The organism is Pseudorhodoferax sp. (assembly GCF_047601025.1).
In the GTDB taxonomy this organism is placed as follows: Bacteria; Pseudomonadota; Gammaproteobacteria; order Burkholderiales; family Burkholderiaceae_C; genus Pseudorhodoferax.
This window is the reverse complement of record NZ_JASGJZ010000001.1, coordinates 3,624,998-3,640,415: the sequence shown is the minus strand read 5'-3', so window position 1 is coordinate 3,640,415 and position 15,418 is coordinate 3,624,998. Positions and strand designations below refer to the sequence as shown.

General features: G+C 67.5%; 17 protein-coding genes. All 17 read right to left on the bottom strand.

Annotated features, from left to right (window positions below; translation table 11 throughout):
* Positions 1 to 30 precede the first annotated feature (30 nt).
* Positions 31 to 1,230, bottom strand: a complete 1,200-nt coding sequence (locus QM782_RS17085) for a hypothetical protein (protein WP_415204098.1) — start codon at positions 1,228 to 1,230, stop codon at positions 31 to 33.
* Positions 1,230 to 3,212 (bottom strand): hypothetical protein, encoded by a 1,983-nt coding sequence (locus QM782_RS17080; protein ID WP_415204097.1) that lies wholly within the window; start codon positions 3,210 to 3,212, stop codon positions 1,230 to 1,232. Before QM782_RS17080 ends, QM782_RS17085 begins: the two co-directional genes overlap by 1 nt.
* A gap of 85 nt (positions 3,213 to 3,297) precedes the next feature.
* Entirely contained in the window at positions 3,298 to 3,792 is a 495-nt protein-coding gene (locus QM782_RS17075; protein ID WP_415204096.1) for a hypothetical protein, read from the bottom strand.
* Positions 3,768 to 4,229 (bottom strand): GNAT family N-acetyltransferase, encoded by a 462-nt coding sequence (locus tag QM782_RS17070; RefSeq protein ID WP_415204095.1) that lies wholly within the window; start codon positions 4,227 to 4,229, stop codon positions 3,768 to 3,770. The genes QM782_RS17075 and QM782_RS17070 overlap by 25 nt, the downstream gene beginning before the upstream one ends.
* Before the next feature lie 8 nt (positions 4,230 to 4,237).
* On the bottom strand, positions 4,238 to 6,427 hold the full coding sequence (locus QM782_RS17065; protein WP_415204094.1) for a hypothetical protein: 2,190 nt from the start codon (positions 6,425 to 6,427) through the stop codon (positions 4,238 to 4,240).
* Position 6,428: 1 nt separating this feature from the next.
* Positions 6,429 to 6,992, bottom strand: coding sequence for a hypothetical protein (locus QM782_RS17060; RefSeq protein WP_415204093.1), 564 nt, complete (start codon positions 6,990 to 6,992; stop codon positions 6,429 to 6,431).
* Between the two features lie 56 nt (positions 6,993 to 7,048).
* Positions 7,049 to 7,501, bottom strand: a complete 453-nt coding sequence (locus QM782_RS17055) for a hypothetical protein (protein ID WP_415204092.1) — start codon at positions 7,499 to 7,501, stop codon at positions 7,049 to 7,051.
* Positions 7,502 to 7,513: 12 nt separating this feature from the next.
* On the bottom strand, positions 7,514 to 8,380 hold the full coding sequence (locus QM782_RS17050) for a phage capsid protein (protein ID WP_415204091.1): 867 nt from the start codon (positions 8,378 to 8,380) through the stop codon (positions 7,514 to 7,516).
* Between the two features lie 181 nt (positions 8,381 to 8,561).
* Positions 8,562 to 9,413, bottom strand: a complete 852-nt coding sequence (locus QM782_RS17045) for a hypothetical protein (RefSeq protein WP_415204090.1) — start codon at positions 9,411 to 9,413, stop codon at positions 8,562 to 8,564.
* A gap of 19 nt (positions 9,414 to 9,432) precedes the next feature.
* Positions 9,433 to 9,702, bottom strand: coding sequence for a hypothetical protein (locus QM782_RS17040; RefSeq protein ID WP_415204089.1), 270 nt, complete (start codon positions 9,700 to 9,702; stop codon positions 9,433 to 9,435).
* Positions 9,699 to 11,327: a portal protein gene (locus tag QM782_RS17035; protein ID WP_415204088.1), complete on the bottom strand. Its 1,629-nt coding sequence runs from the start codon at positions 11,325 to 11,327 to the stop codon at positions 9,699 to 9,701. The genes QM782_RS17040 and QM782_RS17035 overlap by 4 nt, the downstream gene beginning before the upstream one ends.
* Positions 11,327 to 11,569, bottom strand: a complete 243-nt coding sequence (locus tag QM782_RS17030; protein WP_415204087.1) for a hypothetical protein — start codon at positions 11,567 to 11,569, stop codon at positions 11,327 to 11,329. The genes QM782_RS17035 and QM782_RS17030 overlap by 1 nt, the downstream gene beginning before the upstream one ends.
* A gap of 2 nt (positions 11,570 to 11,571) precedes the next feature.
* Positions 11,572 to 11,970, bottom strand: a complete 399-nt coding sequence (locus tag QM782_RS17025) for a hypothetical protein (RefSeq protein ID WP_415204086.1) — start codon at positions 11,968 to 11,970, stop codon at positions 11,572 to 11,574.
* Between the two features lie 76 nt (positions 11,971 to 12,046).
* Positions 12,047 to 12,256 (bottom strand): hypothetical protein, encoded by a 210-nt coding sequence (locus QM782_RS17020; RefSeq protein ID WP_415204085.1) that lies wholly within the window; start codon positions 12,254 to 12,256, stop codon positions 12,047 to 12,049.
* 138 nt (positions 12,257 to 12,394) lie between these two features.
* Positions 12,395 to 14,230, bottom strand: coding sequence for a toprim domain-containing protein (locus QM782_RS17015; RefSeq protein WP_415204084.1), 1,836 nt, complete (start codon positions 14,228 to 14,230; stop codon positions 12,395 to 12,397).
* Positions 14,227 to 15,057, bottom strand: coding sequence for a helix-turn-helix domain-containing protein (locus QM782_RS17010; RefSeq protein ID WP_415204083.1), 831 nt, complete (start codon positions 15,055 to 15,057; stop codon positions 14,227 to 14,229). The genes QM782_RS17015 and QM782_RS17010 overlap by 4 nt, the downstream gene beginning before the upstream one ends.
* Entirely contained in the window at positions 15,047 to 15,415 is a 369-nt protein-coding gene (locus tag QM782_RS17005) for a hypothetical protein (RefSeq protein WP_415204082.1), read from the bottom strand. Before QM782_RS17005 ends, QM782_RS17010 begins: the two co-directional genes overlap by 11 nt.
* Positions 15,416 to 15,418 lie beyond the last annotated feature (3 nt).

The window sequence follows — 15,418 nt, the reverse complement described above, 5'->3', positions numbered from 1 at the left end:
GAAGGCGAAGCTTCGCCGCGCCCGCCGCCGTCATGCAGCCTGCCCGGTAGCCAGCGCGCACTGCACGGCAACGTCCAATAGGCTCGCGTCCTGCGCGCCCAGTTCCGTATCGCTTCCTTCCTGCGCCTGCCGGCGGATGTTCTCCAGCGCCTGGCTGACCGTGGTCGGCGTGCCGTCCTCGGAACGGCTGACGACCATGTCCGGGGCAGCCGCCTCCAGCGCGTCGGCTCGGGCCAGCACGGACTGCATCGCAGCGTCCACTTGATCGGGATGCCGCGAGATGTCGCCGGCCTGGGCCAGCGGTTCGCGCGGCTCCATGCGCGCCAGATCCTCTGGCGATGGGTCCATGCGGCGATCTGCCGGCGGCGTGGCCTCGCGCACGTCCTGCTGCAGCGTCAGGTCATGTGTCATCAGCGCATCCACCTGTTCCGGCGTCACCCGGGCGCGCGCACCACGCACCGCATGGATGGCGAAGGCTCCCGGCACCAGCGAGGATAGGGCCAGCCCGACCGGATCCAGCGGATCGAACTGCTGTGAGATCTCGCCGTAGTCGGCCTCGGCCAGTAGTTCGCGGGTGGCAACCTGCTGTGCAATGAACGCGCCTGGTCCGCCGGCCGCCCACAAGCCCAGTGTCTTGGCAACCGAGCCTGGCGCCGCGACGGGCATCACCACACCTGCCGCGGCGGCCACGCCGGAAATCGCACCGGCTGCCTGTGCGGTCTGGCGATCGACGCCCTGACGCTGCAGGTCATCCGAAGTGACCATGGCCTCGTCGGCGCCCAGCATCAGAGGCCCGGCTGGGCCTGTGGTGGCGGTATAGCCGACGGCCTTGCCCAGAAAGCGCGTCAGATCGAACACCAGTCGCTCGGCCAGGCCAGCCGTGGCCGGATCTGGACGGTAGTCCTCGCCCACATTGCGCAGGCTGCGGCCAATCTCGGAGTCCGCGTCCACGCCCTCAGCACGGATGCGCGCGGCCTCCTGCTCGGACTCCTGCCGTTCGGCCTCGGTCTGCGCCGAGAACATGCCGCCTGCGCGCGCGCCGGCCGCGGCTTCGACCTGGCCATATCCCTTCAGCGCATCAGCACCGAATGCGGCCATCTCGGCAGCGCCGGCAGCCAGGCCGCGCAGCGGAGCGCTCCAGCCGTTCCACTTGCCCTGCGGGATCACGGACGGCGGATCGGCCGGCCGGCGCGCCAGCTCGTTCACCTGCTCCGTGGCGTCAAAGTCCATCAGCGCGCCCCCACTTCGATCACCTTGCCCGCACTGTTCGTCACAGGTCGGCCACCGACCAGAACGGCGTAGACACCCTGGCGGATCGGCATCAGCTGCTGGCCGGGCAACGTCTTGGCGAACTCGGCCACGGGCATGGATACGCCGGCCACGCGGACCGTGCCGTCCCTCGCCTGCTGCTCGAGCACCGGCCCGGCGCTGCGCAGGCGCTCGGTCAGTTGCTGCTCGTTCACACCTGCTGGCAGCGGGATCTTCCGGCCGTTGTGCTCGACCAGCGAGCCACCCAGGGCCATACGAATGGCGCGGCCCATGTCATTGCCGGCCAGCCGGCCGCCGCCCTCCGCCGCCATGCCATGCATGATCAGTTCGGCCGACTCGGCCAGATCGTTGGCATCCTGCTGGTTCGGGAACACGTCCATCAGCTCCCGCGCCGCATAGGACCGCCAGCTATTGGCCTTGACGTCGGGCTGCTGCTCGCCCTTGGTGCTGGTGCCGTCCGCCCGCGCCTGGGCGCCCTTCAGGATCAACTCGGACACCAGGCGCGGCGAACCGATCGGCGTGCCGAACATGCTGGTGGCCGGCGTGGTCATCCTCCCGGAGAACCGCATGGCCAGGGCCAGCGAACGGTCCTTGCCGCCCTCCATCTGCGCGGCGAAGGCGCGGCGCTGGCCCGGCGACATCACGGCAGCGAGCGCGTCCAGCGCCGGCGCCTTCTCCTGGGCCGGCAGCTTGCGCAGCGTGTCGCCGATCTGTTGGGCCTCGTCCGGGCGGAACAGACTCACGTCGCGGCCGGCCCACTGTCGCACGGCATCGGCGGCCTCGCGGCGCTGCATCAACTGCGCCGGCAGCGACTGCAGGTCCATGCGCAGCGGCTGCACGCCGTCGATGACACCGCGATCGGCGGCGGCTTGGTACGGATCGGCCAACAAGTCGCGCCGAGCATCGTCGCGCGCCTTCTCCATGGCGGCGATGCGCTTCTCCGTGGCGGGGTCCGTTCCGTGCTGGTTCAGGCGCGTGCGGGCCTGGCGCAGGACCTCATCCTGTGCTGCCAGCGGCTGCATGCTGAACGCCGTGCGCTCCGGCGCCTGCCGGACAAGCTCGGGCAACGCCTTGGCGTAGGGCGTGCCTGCCGTGGCCTGGGTCACGCCGGCGATGTAGTCGTCGCTGAGAATCTTGCCCGAAGACACCAGCGCGGATGCGGCCTCGAACTCTGCTTGGGCCTGCCGCAGGTGTCGCTCCTGCGCAGCCTCGGCACGGCGCGCAGCAGCCTCGGCGCGTTGGTCGTTGGAAACCCTGAAGCCCTCGATCTGGGCGTAGAGCGCGGTGCGGCGGGCCGGGTCCAACTGCGCGAACTCTTCCCCCTGCAGCGCCTGTTCGACCTGCCCGAGCGCGCGGTTGTCGCGGCGCGCAGCACTGACCAGCGCCTGCGCCTTGTTCAGCCGCGTGCCCTCCAGGTAGCCCTGGCGCAACTTGTGCAACTGATCGGGGGCCATGCCGCTGTGCGGGCCCTGCTGCTCCAGCGTCGCCAGCACCAGTGCGTCCGCCTTGGCCGGCTCGGCCAGATATAGGCGCTGCGCGGCCTCCAGTGTCTCACCGATGCCAGCGCGCACGTCCTGCTGGTCGCGCTGCGTGACGGCACGGCGCACACCGCGGCCGAGCCGGCCGACGCGGCTTTCCAAGTCGATGCGCGTCAACTCGGCATGCTCCATCGGCACATCGGCCATGGCTTGCGTCACGCGCTCCTGGGCGCGAGTGGAGAACTCGCGCTCGGCTGCGCGCTTGTCGATGTCGCCCGAGGCGATGCCCTCGGCGATGTCGTCGCCCAGCGTGTCCAGGTCGGCCTGCGCCTTGTACATCGTGCCCAATGCCTTCGCCCGGTCAGCCGCCTTGCGGACTTGCTCGGCTTCGACCTGCTGGCGGCGCTGCTCGGCCTGCAGTGCGGTCTGCTCCTGGCCCGCAAACCGGCCCACGGCGTCGAACACGCCGGCGGCATTGGCCACGCGCGCGGCGCGCTGCGGTTCAGGGATACTGTTGCCCAGGCCTTCGCCCGCGGGAATGCGCGCCACGTCAGTCCCCCATCGATTCAGTGCCGGTGTACCAGGCGCTGCTGCCGCCCAGCGACGTTCCGAGCCCGCCGCCCTTGGCCCCCTTCCAGCCGGAGTACACGCCGGCCACGCCGTTCAGCAGCGATCCCATGGCACCGATCCGCCCCTCGGCGCGCGCCGCGGCGGCCTGGGTCTGGGTCGCACGCGCCCGGCGCTGGCCGGTCAGGATCGACATGGCCGCGTCCATCTCGCCTGCCTCCTGGATGGCCTGCTCGTTGATCAGCGAGAATTCATCCAGGGCGGTGCCGCTGGCTGCGATGCCAGCCCGCGCAGCGCCGCGCTCGCGCCGGGTGGCCCGCAGGATGCGTTCGGCCTGCGCAACACCGGTGTCGCGCTCGCCAGCCGCCTGGGCCTCCAACTGCCGGGCCTGAGCGTTGCCTGCCATGAGGTTGGACACCATGCCGCCCGCGGCCGATGCCGCCTGCAGGGCCATCAGGCCGGTTGCGCCGATGCACATACGTCCTCCAAGATGAAGCCGCAGGGCCGCATGCCCATGCGCGCCAGCAGTTGCGCGGTGGCCTGCGGCTGCACGCCGGTGTTCACGCCAATGTCGATCAGCACCGCGCCCTTGGCTCGGGCCCAGATCCGGTACTGGTTGACCAGGCGAGCCGGCGCGATACCGCCACGGTGATCCGGATGGATGAACAGCGCCAGGTCTGTGGCCACCCGATCCAGGCTGGACCAGTGCGGCGCGCAGACTGCGGCCATCCCCCCGATGATCTTGCCGCCCTCCTCTGCCACCATCAGGAAGTGCTCGGCCATGACATGCAGCAGCGTGGCGCGCAGCACGTGCGGCGCAAAGGCCAGGCGCGAGAATCGAGGGCTCTCGGCGTGCATCACGGCGCCGAGCTCGACCAGGGCGTCCAGGTCTTCGGGGGTAGCGTTGCGAACCATGCTCTGTCCTAACCTGCGTTGACGGTGATTTCCCGGATGACGGCCAGGACCGTCCACGGGTAGGGCCGCGGCTGGGCCAGCACGACCGGCGAGTCCTCGGTGCTCCAGCCGAACTCCGGCACCTCCTTGATGCCGCTGAACGGCTGAGGCGCGCGGTCCAGCAGGTTGTCGCCGAAGTAGCGGAACACCAGCTCTTCAGCATTCGCCGTGCAGCCAATGGTGTCCAGCAGGCGCACGGAGATCCTGTTCGTGCTGATCGCCTGGCCCTGCGACGTGCCGCTGCGGGTCGGCAGTTCAGGTGCGTGCAGCTCCAGCGTTGGGGTGTAGGGAAGCCCGACCGCCACCTTCACGGCGCTGCGCGGCAGCGTGATCACGCCGCCCTCGACCGTGAACCGGCCCATGGCCACGTCGTCGGCCAGCACGGCAACTTCCCGGCCTTCCAGATGGCCGAAGCCACCCCATGCCATTGATGCGCTTCCTGTCTTCTGCATGCGCGCATCCATGCCCGGATACGCATCCCAATTCAGCCGCTCCATGAAGCGGCGCTGCACGCCGCCCACCTCGCGACGCACCAGCAGGTAGGTCGCATCGCGCCGGCCCTCGGGTACGGTCACGATCCACTCTAAGAAGCCCTCGGTGCTGCCGCGCGCGAAGGCAAGCACCTTCTGCTCGCTGCTGTACGTGATGGCAACGATCCGCCCGTCGCCAGTGGCGCACCAGACCACCGACTCAGGGGCCTGCTGGAACGACAAGCACCGCACGCCTTCCTGCATCAGGTGCTCGCTGAAGATGCTGATGTCGTTGGCCCCGTAGCCCTCGATCTCCAGCGCGTACAGAGCCCGCATCACCCGACCGCCACGCTGGACGAACAGCACGTTGTCGCCGACTTGCTCGGGCCGCACGTCGTCGCAGCCCCAATGCGTCTGCGGCGTGACGCTTGCATTGGTCTGGGTGATCGGCTTCTCCACCCCACCCTTGATCTCGAACTCGTTGCGGTAGGTCAGCGGGATCAGCGTCTTCAGGCTGTTCAGGAACAGGATCGGGTTCACCTCGTCGCTGTCCAGGGTCTTGTAGACCGCGCTGTCGTCGTCGGTTCCCGGCGTGAAGTCGTAGTAGGCCCCAGACATGCTGCCCCACACGGTGTTCGGGTAGCGCCGGGTGTTGGCCGCCCACAGCCGGCCCTGGTGCAGCGTGCCGGTGGCCGGATAGCCATCGACCGCGTTCCACGCCGGGCCGCGCAGGATCCAGCCATCGGCGATGGCCTCTACGGTGGCGGATAGCTCGCGCCGGATGATGCCGTCGGCGATCAGCGCCGAGGTCAGGCCGATGATCTCGACCAGCCCGCCATTGATCTCCACGTACCGGCCGACATCGTCTCCGCGCCAGGTGTCGATGCTGCCCGTCAGAGTGATGGCCGAGCCCACCGGATCGATGCCCGAATCGGCTGCAGCATCGGACGGCTTGACCGCGGACAGCGGCGTGCCCTCCAGCAACCAGGCGTTGCCAGCCAGGACCGCCCCATCGAACGCGGAAGTAATCTCCAGCGTAGCCGACGTTCCGCTGCCCACGGCTGTGACGCGCGCTGCGCCGGCACCGGCCGACAGAACACGACCCACGTCGGCGGCCGCGAAGACGACAGAAGCGGCGCTGGCCGTGCGGTCCGTGCCGACCGTGGTCTCGGACAGCGTGATGGCCACGCCGGCGCGGTGTCCGATCTCCGCCAGCGGGCCAGGCTTGAACGGCGCCTCCTCGATCCGCCAGTTCGCATCCCCGAAGCGGCGCAGTCGGTGCGGCGCGTGATCCGGGTGGAAGATGATCATGGTGTCCGCGGCGTGGCTGAAGTCCAGCGCGGCAAGTTCATCCTGGACGTAGGGCAACGCCAGCATGAAAGGAACACCCTGGCTCGACTCGACCAGAGCGCCCTGCTTCCACACCCGCATCAGTTGGTGGCCGAACTCCAGCACGTAGGAAGTCGTCGCCGAGTAGACGAAAGGGATGGGCCGGGCCAGGCTGGTGGAATCGTGCACCTCGCCCAGGAAATCCATGGGCGGCCGCGCCGTAGCCCCACCCTGTTTCAGGATGACCACGTTGTCCGCGGTCTTGGCGCCCGCGTTGAACTTCTCGATGTCCACGCGCCCGCGCAAGCGCGGCGAAAGCTCGCCGGCCGTGAAATTCGTGGTGATGGTCTGGATCTTCATGTCAGCCCCGCACGCTGATCAACGGGCTGTCGCCCCAGTCTTCGGGTGGGTTCTCCTGCGCATCCACACCCTTGGCGATCTGCAAAGCCTCGCGGTACTCGGCACCGCGCATCTCGGCCAGGCTCGTGCTCTTGGTGATCGGGTAGGCCAGATCGGCCACCATGCGCTTGACCATGACGCCAGTCAGCAGCGCATCCCAGCGGCCCTCGTCCACTTCGGCCATGTAGACCAGCGGCAGGCTGGCCAGATTGCTCAGGATGCGGTTGCCGGCGAACTCGTAGTCCGGCAACTGGCCAAGACGGCCGATCTGGATCAGTCGCAGCCAGTCGCCGGGCTTGGTGAACTGGTGCGCCCAGTCGAACGCGGGCTTCTCGGCCAGCGGGGCCAGCACCACGCGCGTAACGCCGCAGTTCCAGTTGTGCCGGCGCAGCACATCCTGGCGCGCCAGCGGGTAGACATTGGAGCAGATGACCGCCGCACGGGAGCCGGGCTCGGACAGCGAGGCGATGGGCGCCGCGCCCAACAGCATCAGGGCGTTCGAGCAGATCTGTACGTCGGTGGCCATGGTTCCTCCAGCAAAAACGGGGGCACGAAGCCCCCGCGGTCAATTGCCTGGCGCGATCACGCCGCGATGTAGCCGACCTCGACGCGGACGGCCTGGTTGGCCGGGGGCGTGGCGCCGCCGAAGGTCAGGTAGATCTCGGCGTCCTGGTCCAACACGTAGCGCTGGCCGCCGATCAGCTTCGTACCAGTGTTCACCTGCGCCGTGGCGGCCGCCGAGATCGAAGCGGCGCTCACCAGTGCGGCGGCATCGATGGCGGCCTTCGTACGTGGATTGCGCAGCCCCACCGACAAGGTGGCTGAGGCCGTACCCGCGGCGCAGCTGACGGTGACCGGACACAGGAAGCGCGTGCCCTTGGGCAGCACGATGCCCGAGCCGGCGGTGTCACCGTTGGCTGCCGCGTGCACGGCCGGCATCTCGACCACTGCCGTGCCGCTCTTGCCATCCGAGTCGAACAGCACCTTGCGGCCTGCGGCGATCTCAGCGGCGCCTCGTGCATTGATTTCTGCCATGGTGGCTTCTCCTTACTGAAACGCGAGTTCCACGACCTTCTTCTCGTCCTGGCGGCCGGCGCCATAGGACGCGCCCATGGACACCTGCCAGGAGTCCTTCTTGTCACCGCGGCGGGTCACGTTGCCTTCCTCGTAGCCCTTGCCGAAATGGATGCCGGACTTGGCCCAGGCGATCGTGTAGTAGGTACTGGCCGAGAACTCGATGCCGTTGAACGGGATCCAGTTGAAACCGCACCACTTCGCGGCGAGGTTCCCCTCCTGCAGCATCTTCACCGCCATGAAGTCCGCGCTGGTCAGCGTGGTGTCGGACAGCACGTCCTCCAGCATCTCGCTGTTGAACGTCATGAACAGCTCTTCGTCGTTCTGCTCGTCGGCCTCGTTGGCGCGGAAGATCTTCTTGGCCTGGATGATCTTGGCCTTGGTGAAGCCGGTGCCGCCGTGCGCGATCTTCTGGGTGTTCGGCAATGCGACAAGGCTGCCGTCCTTCTTCAGCTGCGCACCACGCGCCGCCTTGTAGATGATGTCGTCGATACGGCGGTTGCGGCGACTCATGATGTTGCGCATATAGTCGCCGCCGGTCACCGGGTTGACCAGCATCTTCGGGATGTCGTTGCGGTCCAACGGCGTAGCGCGGTAGAAGTCGGCCATGTTCACCACGCGAGCGTGGTGCTCTTCCAGGCTCCACTGCGTGTCACCGTGGCGCACGGTGTTCTCGTCCAGCAGGCCGCCGTCGTCTGCCAGGAAGTTGATGGTGAAGGACTCGCCGGTGATGCTGCCGCGGTCGGTCACGGCCTTCATCAGGCGCGAATCCTTCTGCGACGCTTCGGTACGCACGGCGGTATCCCACTGCGTGACGAACCATTGGGGGATCGTAGACATTGCTCTGAAGCTCCTGGGTTGGGCAGCCTGTTCAGGGTGTCCGGCGATCCGGGCCTGTGTACGGCAGCGGCGACCGGCCTTTCACGTCGCGCTGCTCGGGCAGTTGTCAGGGTGTCCGCATGCCACGTCGGGCCTGATGGCAGGAAGTGTCTTGCGGCCGCCCGCCCAGAGTCCTGACCGATTACAGGACGGGGGCAGCGCCTGCAGTGCGCTGGAAGTACTGCTGCACGCGCGCGGAGACGGCCGCGTGCTCGGGGTGCTTCGGGTTCTTGTACGCATCCGAAGCCATCAACGCCTCGACGCCGCCAGCGGCAGGCGCCGCAGCGGCAGCGGCTGGCGCACGGTCCTCGCGCATCTCCCGGCCGAAGGTCGCAGCGAAGCGGATGAAATCCGGATCGCGGCCGAATTTCTCGAACACCTTGTCGCGCAAGTCCTGCGGCGCGGCCGACACAGCACGGTTCGCAGCCGCTAGCCCCGCCTCAAACTCGCCCGGCTGCTGCCACACCTGCTGCAGAGCACTGCGCGCCTCCTCGGCGGTAAGGCTGGCCGCAGCGTTGAGCACGCTGGGCACCATGCCGAAGTACTCGCCCATGACGAACTCGTACTGCTGCTGCGTGAGCCCTGCCTCGTGGGCCCGCTGGCGAAAGGACGCGGACAGGTCGGCGTCGATCGGCACATCCTTGAACTGCTCGGGCGGCGTGTAGGTGTATGCGTCCGCCGTCTCGGGCCGCACGTCGCCGGTGCCCAGGCGCTTGGACGCAGCCGCATAGCCCTCGGCCAGCTTCTGGCTGGAGGCCTGCAGGTCCAGCGCGCCGTCGGTGCCGACGACGCGGTACTTCTCCGGCAGCCACTCGGGTACGGCTCCAGGCTGGGCCGGTGCAGCGGCGGCAGGGGCAGCAGTGGGCGGCGTCAGCAGCGATTCGTTCTGCGGCGCGGCCGGCGCCGGTGCAGCACCAGCCGCCGGGGCTGGCGCCGCACCGCCACCAGCAGCATCGGGGACGCCTTCGAGCAGGCGGGGAAGTTGCTTGAACATGGGTTCTCCTTGGTCGAAATCAGCCCGCCAGGTCGCCCGACACGCCGGCACCTTCTTCCATCAGGTCGGAGATGTGCCGGACAACCGACGCGCGTGCGGTGTCGTGGTAGGTCTGCAAGATCGCATCGATGCCGCCAGAGGTGTGCACCGTCGCGCTCCTGGCGAACTTGCGGTACAGGTAGGCGTAGATCTCCTGCCCGCGCCGGTCCAAGGTGAAGATGTCGTGGAACAAGCGAGCAAGGCGCTCGCGCTCCTCGGCCATGGCCCCGGCGTCCTCCTCGTAGCTCATGCGGCGGCCCTCGCCAGGTTCTGCGCCGCTGCACTCTGCATCTCGGCCTGGCCCTGCATCGCCAGCGCTTGCTGCGCCTGTTCCTGCTGCTGCACTTCGCGGGCCTGACGGATCTTCTGGATCGCCCGGGCATCACGCACCAAGGTCTGCGGCACGCCCAGCATCAGCGCGCGCATGCGCTGGCCGCCTTCGAAGTCGTACACGTCCAGCAGCGTCGGGTCTTGCTTGTTGGCGGCCGTGGCCACCAGACGGTCCTCGAATCGATCCATGGCGTTCACGTCCTCCAGCTTCTGGGCCCGGGCCAGCGGCGACAGGTAGCGCACGGAGAAGGTGCGGTTCAGCAGCGACTCGGGCGGGCGGCCGACCAGCCGGAAGCCGCTGGCGATGTTTGCGCGCCAGGCGATGCCGAAGGAGCGCTCGATCAGCGGCTGCAGGAACTCCGACTGGAAGCGGTCGAACATCGGGCCCATCATCTGGCGCAGCATCTGCACACGAACGGACCACTCGTAAGCGGTCTTTGTCGTGCCTTCCACAGGCGGCAGTTGGTCGGCCATCAGGATCTTGCGGATGGACGCCTGCATGCCGGTCACGGTCAGCGCGCCGGCCTTGATATCGGCACCGGTGACCAGCGGCTTAACGTCGTCTACCGACGAGGCCGGAATGATCTTGCGCGGCCCGATCTTGAGGTTCCTGGCGTTCACCACGCCGTCGTTGGCGACGACGATAGGCGGTGCGACCGTGGTCTCGGCGCCCATCAGCGTCCAGCGCGTGAGCTCGTTCAGGCTCTGCACTGTGGGCAGCGCGTCGGACATCGGGCCCGTGGCGTAGGGCGAGTTCGGCAGCCGGGTCCAGCGCGGGACCATGCAGGGGAACTCGTGGTAGCCGGACTCGCGCAGGATGGTGTCGGTAGCGCACTCCTTGTGCACGCTGGCCCAGCGCATGTTCCGGGCCAGCCTGGCGCCGCTGTCGCCCACTTCGCGCGGCTCGATCGCGTGCAGCAAACGGATCTTCACGTCGATTTCGCCGTCCTCGTACTTGCGCCGGACCTGCGCGGACACGGCATCCAGACCGTACTCGGCAACCACCTGGCCAACGGTAGCGTCCCACTCGCGATAGACGGTGTCGATCAGCGCCCCGTTGCGCGAACTGGCGATGGTGCACTGGCCCAGCGGCCAGCATTCGAAGTAGAACCCGCCCTCCTCGGCCTCGTCCTGATACAGCACGAACCAGCCGGCGATCAGGCTGTCCAGCAGGCCGTCGAAGCTCTCGGCATCGAAGTTGGCCGCATGGATGTTCTCCCACAGGAAGTCCGCCATGTCCTCGAGGAAACGGGTTTCGTCCTCGGTCTCCTGGCCCACGTCCAGGTCGAACCAACGCGTGTTCGCCGGCACCAGCCCGCCGGCCACGGTAGCCGCGCCAACCTTGACCGACTCGCCGGCGGTGCTGTCGAAGATCCTGGCCTTGTGCGCCTGCACATCGCTGGCGCCCAGGGCGTTGGTCAGCAGACCATCGCCGCGCACCGGCATGCTCAGATCGAAGCAGTTCTTCCAGACCGATGCATGCAGCAGCTTGTCGGCCTGCATGGCCGAATGCCGGCGCTGCAGACGCTTGGGATCGACGGCCATCAAACGCCCAGCGTGGTGCGGCCCGTGCCTTCGCCGGCGCCGGTCAGCAGCGAGTTGTCGCGCATGGCCTTGCGGGAAGCCGCCAGCTTGGCCGTGGCGTTCTGCGTGGCCGTGGCTTCCGCCTTGCGACGCTCGGCTTCGGGATCGGGCATGCTGGGCGTCTTGGGCGACAGCAGCGCAGATGCAACCGTGCCGGCAGCAGCACTGCCGGCGGCCAGCAGAAGTTCAGCGCCAGTGCACATGCTCAGGTCTTGGCGAAACCGTTGACGTCGCGCTCGATCTTCGCGTCCAGAGGGTTCTGGCACACGTAGCCGTCCTGCGACAGCACCGCCCGGCCGCCGCGAGCCTTCACGATGCGGATAGCTTCGTCCTGGGTCGGCAGCACGCCGGTCGGCCGCAGCGGCACCTCGATGGCCTTTCGCTGCTTGGCCCGCTCCTTGGCCATGCCCTCGGCCACCTTGGCGGCGATCAGGGCATCCAGGTCGGGCGGCAGTTGCTGGGGCTGCGGGTCGCCCCCGCCGGCCCCGGCATGCCCGGTCTCCTGCTCGAGATCCTCGGCGTCGCCGGCAGCGGTCTCCTGGTCGGCATCGGCAGCGCCCGGAGTCTTGACGTTGAGGGCGCGAGGCGATGCAGGCTTGATCATGGGGGCTCCTGGTCGGGTGGATCCCTGGCAGTCTGCGCAAACGCGTGCCCAGAATCCCGACCGATTGGCAAGCCCGCTACGCGCCCTCCCGGGCTATCGGCACCATGCCCCCCACCCTGTCATGCCACAAGCCCAGCAGCAGCATGCCGTCGTGGAACCGCGGCTCCGTGCCGTAGATGTTCTTCAGGTTCGCCACCCACCCCTTGCTGCGCCCGACCTCCACCGCCACGACCGAATGCGGCACGCCCGCGCGCTCCAGGTCGGTGATGACGCGCCACCAGTCCACCCTGTCGAGGTGCAAAACGCGCGCGGGAACATGGGTCGCTGCGTCGGAGCTCAGACAGCCTCCCTGCCGATCAGCTCGACGTGCAGAGCGTTCTGGCTCTGGCTCCAGCACAGGACGTACAGTCTGCGCAGCGCCTGGTCAGGTGTCGTGGTGGGCATGGGCGTCCTCCAAGGATGGGAACTCGACATAGGCAAAGGGGTAGCGGCGGGACTGCGTGCGGTACTGCATGGAAGCCTTGTCGAACCACAGCTGCAAGACGTAGTCCTGGAAGTCGCCATGCCGGTTCTTGGACATGACCAGCTTGCCGTCGGGCGCTTGCTGCTGCTCGTGCCACTTGGCCATGGCCAGCTGATCCTCGGGATCAGGCGGGGCCTCGTCCTTCTTGTTGCGCCAGACGGCGAACACGTTGTCGGCCGCGTTGATGATGTCCAGGCTCCCAGCGACCTCCATCTTCGACGGCGGCTGGCTCTCGTCCCTGCCCTTGCGCGGGTGGGCAACAAGGTGCACGTGCGCCCCGTGGCGCCGGGCGAACGCCACGATGGTCTGAATGGCGATCTTCTGCGCCGACAAGGCACCGGGGCCGTCCACCGGGACGTCCAGCATCATCAGGCTGTCGATGACGAAGTGGGATGCTCCGTACCGCCGGGCGGCATAGGTGAACACCTCGAGCAGGCGCGCCAGCTTCGCATTGCCGACCACGTCGAAGATCCACATCGACTCGCCCAGCCAGCGGCCCACGGCCCGGATGTACTCCTTCGACGGACGATCGAGCCCGGACGCCTGCTTGTGCACGCGCTTCAGGTGGCGGACGGCGGTCAGCTCGCCCGAGAACACGACCACGCGCTGGCGCTGCCTCATCAGTCCCAGCAGCACCTGGTCCAGGAACAGGCTCTTGCCATGGCCGTTCCATCCAGTCCAGGCGGTGTACTCGCCCGGATGGAAGCGGAACCAGTCGAGGTGCTTGTCGACGTACAGCGTGGGATGCTTCGGCCGGTCCTCTGGCGGATAGAACTCCTCGATGACCTCCTCGGTTCTGTCGTTGGCCGAAATCAGCTCGTCAGGGTCCATCGGACGCGCGGCCTCGACAGCGTCATGGAAATCCACGCGCTCCGCGCCTGTCAGAAGGTACTCATTGGCGTCCTTTGCGCCGGGAAAGCGCAGGCGCTTGCAGCGCTCCAGGCCCAGGCGCTGCATCACCTCCCGGGCGCCCTTCTCGCCCGGCTCGTCGCTGTCGAACGCCACGAGGAACTCTGTGAAGCACTCCAGGCGGGTCCAGTCGCTTTCGATCCAGTCGTGGCTGCCCGCGCCGTTGTTGATCGACACCGCGGCGATGCCCATCTGGTGCAGCGTCATCGCGTCGATCTCGCCTTCGGTGATGGCGAGCACGCGCGTCCTGGGCGCGATCAGGTGCCACCCGAACAGGCACGGCTCGGCGTCCTTCTCCTGCCGCATGCTCCGCTTGCTGTCGATGTCGCGGTACTTCGCGTTGACGTACTCGCCGTCGCGCAGGTACGGGAACACCGCGAAGACCTGCTCGCCACGCACCTGCTCCGCGATCTTGAACGCCTCGATCGTCTCGTCGGTCAGCCCGCGGTCGACCAGCCATTGGCGCGCTCTACCCTTCGCCTTCTGCGCCTGCGGCTTTGCCGGCCGGCTGTAGGTCTTCTTCGGCTGGTTGACGGGCATGTCGTCGCGGACACCCAGGAACGCCTTGGCGTCCTTGATCGCATCCGCCAGCGAACATGCGCGGCAGGCCATCCACAGGTCCAGCAGGTCGCCACCCTCGCCCGTCGCGAAGTCTGCCCAGACACCCGCTCGTTCGCCCTTCACGCAGACCGACAGGCTGCTGCCCTTGTCGCCGTTGGTGTCGCCAGCCTTCCACTCCCGCCCGGCCTTGCGTCCGGCCGGCAGCAGGTGCTGCGCAATGCGCTCTGCGTCGGCTGCCATGCGCTGGCTCAGCTCCTTCGCGTTCATGTCGTGGCCACCTCCTGCCGGCAGCCGCCGTGGAACTGCCGGTAATTGGCGCCGTGGCAGCCGGCGTTCAGCGCATCGCCCTCGGTGTCGAAACCGGCCTGGGCCCACCAACGCATTCCGGACGACTTCGGCTTCGCAAGCGTCGAGCCATCCTTGGCCGGGTAGAGCCCTTGCCAGCTGTTCTCGATCGCCGCCTCGATCACGAGCCGGGCGTCGTGGCCCTCGCCCCGAAATTTGGTCAGCTTGCCCAACTGCAACCGGGCAGCGTCCTCGGTGATCGGCTTCTTCGCCGCAGCCCGGTACTTGACCCACATGGCCCAGGTCTCGGCCTCCAGCCAGTCCGGCAGCTCGATGCTCAGCGGGTCGAAGCCTGCAGTTGTGCGAGCACGCGCCTTGGCGGTTATTTGACGGTTTACTGACGGTTTATGACGGTTATATGCGGGTGCAATGGGTTGCACCCTTTTCTGTTCCAGATTGCACCCTTTCGTGTCGCCGTTTGCACCCTTTTCTGTCGCGTCGCCCGTGGGCTGCAGTTCGGTCAATTCGGCACCGGCAAGCCATTCCGGGCTGATCCGGTACGAGGTTGAAGTGCTACGGCCGCCATTGCCTGAGCTGACCTTTTGAAGCCAGCCGGTGCTTTCCATGTTGCGGAGTTGGTACTGGACTGAGCGATCTGACTGGCGTGTCTTCTCCGCGAGATCTTTGATCTTTGGAAAGATATGCGTGCCATCCGAACGTGCATGGTCCGCCAGCGCGAGGGCTAGCAGCATCTCGCCCCCACCGCGCGGGTAACGCTTGAACACGGCGCTGATGACCTCAACGCTCAACCTGCACCTCGTTCGCTGCGCTACGGTACTCAGCGTAGCGGAGGGGAGGTGAGCCAAGATCCCGCAACTCGTTGGCGATTTCCAGTCTGGTCTGGATTGCATTGACTCGCCTGTCTCGCACTTCCTGAAAGTAGTCGCGCCCCTCAGACTCAGCAAGGACGAGTTTGATCCTGGCCACCTGTCGAACGCCGGACAAGGTTTCGTCAAAATTGCGAATGGCGCTTGATAGCCCTCCCACCTTCGCGAGGAGCCCAGCTATGCGCAACTCCAAGGGAGTTACAAACCGAACAAGCCCATGATCCAGATGCGCAGAAGGCGACGAACACGGTGGCCGCGTGTAGGTAATGTCGTTGCTCATGGG